General features: G+C 46.5%; 1 pseudogene. It reads right to left on the reverse strand.

The window, feature by feature from the left end:
* Positions 1–721: pseudogene (locus R8O10_RS25030) on the reverse strand (excinuclease ABC subunit UvrA); the annotation flags it as partial.

The following is a 721-nucleotide window of genomic DNA, read 5'->3' on the forward strand; positions in this document are numbered from 1 at the left end:
GTCGAGATGTATTTAGCTAACTCTTCTCGAACCGAGTTGGACTCGGTATCGCGGTAACGACGTTCAAGCGTATTTAAAATCCCTTCGAATGGGTGGCGCTTTACACGAATGTCGCCGCGATCATTGATGTACTTAAACTCGATCTCGGTGCGACCTGAGCCTTTGAGAATAACGTCTTGCGTTTTCTTTGGCAGAGAGTTGAACGGAGCATGCAAATCAAATCCATAATGATCCGCCAATGAAGTCAGCATTTGGAAGTAATAGTAATTCTTTTGATCCCAACCACGAATGGCACCTTGTGCCAAACTGAGTGAGTCATCTTGAATCACTCGGCTTGGATCAAAATACTGTTGTACACCCAAGCCATCACAAGTTCCACACGCGCCTGCTGGGTTGTTAAATGAGAACAATCTCGGTTCCAGCTCTTGCATGCTGTAGCCACATTGCGGACAAGCGAAGTTCGCTGAAAAGATGATTTCTTCCCCATCGCCATCCATCGGAGCAATCACCGCAATACCACCAGAAAGCTCTAGCGTCGTCTCAAATGACTCTGCTAAACGTTGTTGCAGATCTGGGCGAACTTTGAATCGGTCGACCACGACTTCAATGGTGTGTTTTTTGTGTAGCTCAAGTGTTGGTGGATCTGAAAGATCGCAAGTTTCGCCGTCAATACGCGCTCGAATAAAACCTTGTGCTGCAAGGTTCTCTAGTGTTTTTGCAT

It is taken from the genome of Vibrio sp. 1727, assembly GCF_033344415.1.
Classification (GTDB): Bacteria; Pseudomonadota; Gammaproteobacteria; order Enterobacterales; family Vibrionaceae; genus Vibrio; species Vibrio alginolyticus.